The sequence below is a fragment of the Aphanizomenon sp. UHCC 0183 genome (assembly GCF_009712065.1).
GTDB lineage: Bacteria > Cyanobacteriota > Cyanobacteriia > Cyanobacteriales > Nostocaceae > Dolichospermum > Dolichospermum heterosporum.
This window is the reverse complement of sequence record NZ_VILC01000146.1, coordinates 1-6,585: the sequence shown is the minus strand read 5'-3', so window position 1 is coordinate 6,585 and position 6,585 is coordinate 1. Positions and strand designations below refer to the sequence as shown.

Below are 6,585 nucleotides of genomic sequence, written 5' to 3'. Positions count from 1 at the left end.
CTAGCCCTCACAGATAACTTTTTCAGCAAAGCCTAATTATTAGTCCGCTTGAAGACAAGTATTGATTAATTCCTCAACTCCCGCTACAGGGAAAATACTGACATTTAATTTTTGAGATACTTCTGCAACCGTCATATCATCTAAAAATACCAATTCTCCATGCTTCAGCATGACGCTAGGTAATAAAATTCCCTCTCCTAAATCTTGCCCTTTTAAGTTTAAAAGTAAATCATGTCCGGTTAATAAACCAGTCACACTGATACTTTGTCCCCAATAATCGCTAGATAAAGCTCGCATATTCACTTCTAAACCCGTGACAGTATTTAACTGTTCTACCAAGGGTTGAAATGCTGTTTCCACTGCATTACCGACAACCCAAGTTAATCTGCGTTGATTGGTAATTTTTGGTGGTAATAACTCAGTTGCAGTTTGGGTAAACTGTTTAATAAATAAGCGAATTGAACCTACACCATTATCAATTTGCGGATATTCTTCATATTCAGCTTCAGTAGGTAATTCCTCCCCAGCAATTAAAAACCATTCATCAGCTAACCAGACGACACTAGAATTATATTCTTGGCGAAATTCCTGGGAGAGTAATTTAACTTGATAGATTACCTCTTGGGCTTTTTCCCGCGTCACAGGTGTGAGTTCATCTTCCTGGGGACGAAACCGCGTCAAACCCACCGGGACAACTGCTATTGATGCTACCGTTGGTAATTCTCCAGTATGAAAAGATGTTAAATCCCGCAATGTCCTCTCTAAATGTTCACCATCATTTATACCAGGACAGACAACAACTTGAGCATGAATTTGCAATCTTCGTTCTTGAAACCATTTAATTTGTGATAATATTTCCCCGGCACGATTATTTTTTAAAAGTCTAATTCTCACATCTGGTTCCGTGGAATGCACGGAAACATAGAGAGGTGATAACCGCATTTGTTCAATTCTTTGCCATTCTCTCGCGGTTAAATTCGTTAAAGTTAGATAAGAACCATATAAAAAGCTTAGGCGATAATCATCATCTTTTAAATATAAACTAGTTCGTTTTCCTGGTGGTTGTTGATCAATAAAGCAAAAGGGACAACGGTTATTACACTGAATCAACCCATCAAATAAAGCTGTAGCAAATTCCAGTCCTAAATCATCATCATAATCCTTTTCAATTTCGACATGATGGGTTTTCCCCGTCGCATCTAAAACTTCTAATTCGAGAATTTCATCAGCACATAAAAATTGATAATCAATTAAATCACGGGGTTGTGTGCCATTAATAGCCACAATCGCATCACCGGCTGTAAAGCCAATTTCCTCCGCAATTGAGTCAGGCAGCACCTTGGTAATTTTAGCAGGTTGAATGGTAGTCATGGGAACAGGGAACAGGGAACAGGGAACAGGGAACAGGGAACAGGGAATAGGGAACAGGGAACAGGGAACAGGGAACAGGGAATAGGGAATAGGGAATTGAAAACTTCTACATTCTCCTGACTCCTGAATTCTTACATAACAGAGTTATCCTGGCCAACCGGCAGCGATCGCTAATAAAATAGAAACACCAAAAGCTAATCTATACCAAACAAAAACCAACGTATTTTTAGTTTGCAAGTATTTAATTAAAAAAGCAATTGATAAATAAGAGAAAATAAAGGTAGAAACAATGCCAACAACTAACAGAATTACAATATTATTTGGTAATTCTCCAGATTGAAACATTTTGAAGATTTTCAAACTTTTATATAAAGTCGCAATCGTCAAAGTGGGAAACCCCAACAAAAAAGAAAATTTCGCGGCTGCTTCTCTTTCTAACCCCAAAAATAACCCAGTAGTTAAAGTTGAACCAGAACGAGAAACTCCCGGAACTAAAGCTAAAGTTTGTCCTAATCCTACCAGAATACCATCTCGAATTTCCAAAGCATCGAAACCTCGTTTACGAGTTCCAAATTTTTCCGCTAAACCTAGCAGCATCGCCATAATTACCGACATAATCGCAATAATCAAGGAACTTTCAGGAATTACATCTTTTAATAAAAATCCAATAGTTAAAGCCGGAATTGTCCCCACAGCAATCCCCACAACAATTTTCCCATCTTCACTTTCCCAGTCTTTAGTTTGAAAAGCTGTAATTGCACCTTTCACCAAACCAGAAATTACAGCCCAAAAATACCACAAAATGGCAATTACACTCCCAAATTGAATAGCATCAACAAAATCTTTAGAACCAAGTTCTTTCCAACCAAATACCTTAGTTACAATGATTAAATGTGCCGTGCTACTAATTGGTAAAAACTCGGTAATTCCTTGCACAATTCCTAAAATAAATGCCTGGATTACTCCTTGAACCAAATCAACTTGACTAGCTACTTCGCTAGGCGCTCCTACCTGTAACAGTTGTGATAATAGTAAATCTATACTATTTAACTCTAAAATTGTTTTCATTAACCAGACTCCCAAAATCAATGCGTAATTATAGCAAACTATCCGACTTTACTTGGTGGTAGTCAGTCTTTTTAAACAAAATCCTATAAATGTCAATAATTCTTTAAACCAGATTTATTGGACAAAACTTGTTTATTCACTTGCTGAAACCTGGAAAGACGACTTTCCAAGTTTAGAAGAAATTCGTGAAGAGTGGGAGAAGATATTTTGCGGGAGATTCCCACATCACAAAAATCCTGTAAATCCTTAAATCCTGGATATCCTGATTCTGACAATTAAATGGACAAATATTATTTTGTTATTTCTCTGCTTTTGGGATCTATTTAGGAAATTATTATCTTGATGAATAAAAACTCTATATATATGGGCGCACATTTTTCCACGCATACCACGAGCATACCAAAAACTCGGAACACTGTCAAGCCCCCTAGCTGAAATCACCAAAACTCGTTTGATTATTGATAATATTCTCAATAATCATGAGAATAGACCCCCCATAATTGAGAAAGTCCTTTTTTACTAGAATCCTATACAAATAACTTATAATTCAATCACAAAATTCGCAATTTCTCTGATTAATCTGGTGATTTATCAATACCAAGTCGCCAAAGTGATCACTTCTGAAAACTTAGCCAAGGTCATGGTCATATTCCTTTGCGGCTTGACTGCATACCTCTATAAATAAATTTCATGTATAATCAAGATGCCCCCCTGGGGGATTTTCAGTTATGATATTCTGAAGATAAGTAAAGTTTAGTAACAAATATTAAAAACTTTGATTAATCATACATTTTCTGCCTATACAGCTACTAACCAGGCTGTAGATATCAATCACAGCCTGAAAAATCCTCATTTACCAAATTTCCTATCTTCCCGACAAAATTGGTTAATATTTTTAGCATCAGTATTCTTAGTATCAGTACCAGTGTTCATAGAAGCTCCATTGGTGCGATCTTCTCCCATTCTTAGTGTATTAATGACAAGCTTTTGGGTATGGATCAGTATGAGATTAATGTCACGTTCGCAAACCTACTTGTGGGGAGATTTACTCTTTGGCTTTAGCTGGACCTGGTTAACAGGAGCGATTTATTGGGGTTGGTTAAGATATGAACCAATCTGGCATATACCAATAGAAGCATTAGGATTACCTTTTGCTGTCTGGTGTTTAGCGAAAAATTGGGGTAAGGTTGGCAATTGGTTTTACCTCGGTTCTTTACTAGGAACGGTTTTAACCGATATTTATTTTTATTTGGTGGATTTAATGCCTTATTGGCGACAAATTATGAGAACAGATCCATCAGGTGCTTCACAAATCTTACAAAATGCCCTAGCACAAGTCCAAACCCCTTGGGGAGAAGGCTGGGCAGTCATTCTTGCCCTGATGCTGATGACAGTAGGAACAGTCTCTTTACTCCATAAGCAATCCCATTGGTATGCCTTTGGGGGGGCGGTTTTGAGTACAATTCTAGTAGACAGTCTCTTCTTGTTAGCAGCAGTCCTGGCGTGAAATTCCCATCAATTCAGGTAAACACCGAAAAATGGGCGCAAAGGTGCTATGAGGTCAGATTTTTGGCAAAAGTCAAATCAAACCAAATAGTCGTAAATATTATGGATATTGATACGCTGTATATTAGTTTTTGATGACTGTTGTGCAAGCTCTCAAGCTTAAACCATGAAGAAGCTAGGATCAAGTTAGAAAAGAAACTGCTCTAACACCCTTAAACTTCCGGCTTATGCCCTACAGTTCATAGCTTTTGGCTGCAAAATTTTATTATTCCTGGAAAAAAAGAGGTAAAAATCGTGAAAGGATTGGTGCGTTTATTTACTGTGTTTACATTGTTGCTAGGTTGCTGGGGAATACTGGGAACTACCCAGACAGCCCAAGCTGTTAGTTTCAATAGCTTTCTGGGAAATCAAGTTCCAGTTTTAGCGATCGCTCGTCAAAACAAAGCAGATCAGAAACTGGCAACAGATTTTGGGAAGAAAATTGATTTGAACAATACCAATATCGCTGCTTTCCAACAATATCCAGGACTGTATCCTACATTGGCGAAAAAGATCATCGCTAATGCTCCCTACGAAAAAGTAGAAGATGTATTAAATCTACCAGGATTGAGCGATAGCCAAAAAGAACGTTTGCAAGCTAACTTTGTCAACTTCACCGTGACAGAATTGGAGCCTAACTTCAACGAAGGCGACGATCGCATTAACAACGGTATCTACAGATAACTAAGGATTGGGGATTGGGGACTGGGGACTGGGGACTGGGAATTGAAAACATATTCCCAATTACCCATACCCGAAGTTTAGATTTTAAATTTTGGGCTGTAAATCCCAAAAATCATCCAAATCACAAAAATCATAGTTATACCTTGTTCCCTATTCCTGGCTGTAAATCCCAAAAATCATCCAAATCACAAAAATCATAGTTATACCTTGCCCGATATAAATATTCCTAACCAATTCGATGTTTTAGTAGTCGGTGCCGGTGCAGCAGGACTATATACAGCCCTATGTCTACCCACATCCTTACGAGTCGGCTTAATTACTAAAGAAACAGTCTCACTCTCTGCCAGTGATTGGGCGCAAGGTGGCATAGCCGCAGCTGTAGCCCCAGAAGATTCGCCAAAACTGCATATTGAAGACACATTAAAAGCAGGGGCTGGTTTATGTGATATCGCCGCTGTCAAATTCCTAGCCGAACAAGCCCCCAGTTGTATTCAGTCCCTGGTTGACCTGGGCGTAGCTTTTGATCGTCATGACAGTAACTTGGCTTTAACCCTAGAAGCAGCCCATTCTCGTCCTCGCGTGCTTCATGCAGCCGATACCACAGGTAGGGAAGTTACCACCACCCTCACAGATCAAGTCCTGCGTCGTGAGAATATCAAAGTCATTCAGCAAGCCTTGGCTTTGAGTTTATGGATAGAACCCCAAACCGGTCAATGTTTGGGAACTAGCCTATTTTATCAAGGGAAAATTACTTGGATTAGAGCCGGGGCTGTCATTTTAGCTACTGGTGGCGGTGGTCAAGTATTTGCCCAAACCACTAACCCAGCAGTGAGTACAGGTGATGGTGTAGCGATCGCTTGGCGGGCAGGGGCAATTCTGCGGGATTTAGAATTTGTCCAGTTTCACCCCACAGCCCTAAGTAAACCAGGACGTTTCCTGATTAGTGAAGCTGTGCGTGGAGAAGGGGCGCATTTGGTGGATGACACCGGGCGACGTTTTGCCTTTGATTACCACCCAGCAGGGGAACTAGCACCCCGTGATGTGGTCAGTCGAGCTATTTTCAGTCATTTACAAAAAACGGCTGCTGATATGGCTACAGCGAATGTCTGGTTAGATATGCGCCCCATTCCCGCTGACAAAATTCGCCATCGTTTCCCGAATATCATCAATGTTTGTCAACATTGGGGCATTGATGTCTTTACTCAACCCATTCCTGTGTCACCTGCTGCCCATTATTGGATGGGTGGTATTCTCACAGATGTCATGAATGCCACGAATATTCCCGGTTTATATGCCATTGGAGAAACTGCCAGTACGGGGGTACATGGTGCTAATCGTTTAGCCAGTAATTCGTTGTTGGAATGTATTGTGTTTGGGGCGCAAATGGCTAATGTTGACTATGAAAAATTGCAACTGGGAAAACAGGAATCTGCTAATATTATTGAAACTGAAAGTTTGGCAGTTAACCCATCTCTAATCGAGTGGGAAAATCAACAAAGACAATTAGCAGAAATTCGCAAAAACTTACCCCGTGTAGTTTGGCAAAGTGCAGGTATTTGTCGAGAAAAATCAAGTTTAGAAACTGCCATTTCTCAAGTTGCATCTTGGCAAGAAGACTTTGCTGCTTTGCCTTTAAGTCAATTATTATTGAGTTTAAAACCAACACAATCAGTTAATTTTCAACAACCACAAATTGAAAAAGAATTACGGCTTTGGGCAGAAACTCGTAATTTATTAGATATTGCCGAATTAATTCTTAAAAGTGCGGTTTTTAGAACTGAAAGCCGAGGTGGACATTACCGTTTAGATTATCCTCAAACTGATCCTAATTGGCAAGTTCATACTCTTGTTCAAAATCAGGAATGGTGGGTAATAAACTAGACTTGTTCATTCAACCTCTGAGAGGTTGTTTGAAAA

At 39.4% G+C, this 6,585-nt stretch carries 5 protein-coding genes; 3 read left to right on the top strand and 2 right to left on the bottom strand.

Features of this window, described 5'->3' with window-relative positions; translation table 11 throughout:
• Nucleotides 1-39 precede the first annotated feature (39 nt).
• Together FJR37_RS25220 and FJR37_RS25215 are read right to left on the bottom strand one after the other, a co-directional pair.
• Nucleotides 40-1,371, bottom strand: a complete 1,332-nt coding sequence (locus tag FJR37_RS25220) for a TIGR03279 family radical SAM protein (protein WP_168467433.1) — start codon at nucleotides 1,369-1,371, stop codon at nucleotides 40-42.
• Between the two features lie 144 nt (nucleotides 1,372-1,515).
• A complete protein-coding gene (locus FJR37_RS25215; protein WP_168467432.1) occupies nucleotides 1,516-2,439 on the bottom strand; it encodes an undecaprenyl-diphosphate phosphatase in 924 nt (307 codons plus the stop codon).
• 775 nt (nucleotides 2,440-3,214) lie between these two features.
• Here FJR37_RS25215 and FJR37_RS25210 point away from each other — a divergent pair.
• The 3 genes from FJR37_RS25210 to nadB all read left to right on the top strand — a co-directional run bounded on the left by FJR37_RS25210 (nucleotide 3,215) and on the right by nadB (nucleotide 6,549).
• Entirely contained in the window at nucleotides 3,215-3,946 is a 732-nt protein-coding gene (locus FJR37_RS25210) for a DUF3120 domain-containing protein (RefSeq protein WP_039204623.1), read from the top strand.
• A 293-nt stretch (nucleotides 3,947-4,239) separates the two neighbouring features.
• The gene (gene psbU / locus FJR37_RS25205) at nucleotides 4,240-4,668 is read left to right on the top strand and encodes a photosystem II complex extrinsic protein PsbU (RefSeq protein WP_168467431.1); all 429 of its coding nucleotides are present in this window, start codon (nucleotides 4,240-4,242) and stop codon (nucleotides 4,666-4,668) included.
• Nucleotides 4,669-4,875: 207 nt separating this feature from the next.
• Nucleotides 4,876-6,549: an L-aspartate oxidase gene (gene nadB, locus FJR37_RS25200; RefSeq protein ID WP_168467430.1), complete on the top strand. Its 1,674-nt coding sequence runs from the start codon at nucleotides 4,876-4,878 to the stop codon at nucleotides 6,547-6,549.
• The last annotated feature ends 36 nt before the right edge of the window (nucleotides 6,550-6,585 follow it).